Below are 220 nucleotides of genomic sequence, written 5' to 3' on the forward strand. Positions count from 1 at the left end.
GAACACCACGTGCTGCATCTGCTCGACGCTCTTGGCCGGGGCCAGGACTTGCCCTGCGGCCAGCGCTTCGTTGTATTTGCGCGCCAGGGCCAGAAAGCCGATCGCCGGGTTGGCGTCGAACAGCTTGATCAGGCCCGCCGTGGTGGTGCAGATCAGCAGCCAGGACGCCGGCAGCAGCGTGACCCAGACGTAGCGCTGGCGCTTCATCTTGATCAGCACT

At 65.0% G+C, this 220-nt stretch carries 1 pseudogene; it reads right to left on the minus strand.

What is annotated here, in order from left to right:
- Positions 1-220 (minus strand): annotated as a pseudogene (locus ACLEJQ_RS25900) (carbon starvation protein A); the annotation flags it as partial.

Source organism: Pseudomonas sp. SMV71 (assembly GCF_052042015.1).
GTDB lineage: Bacteria > Pseudomonadota > Gammaproteobacteria > Pseudomonadales > Pseudomonadaceae > Aquipseudomonas.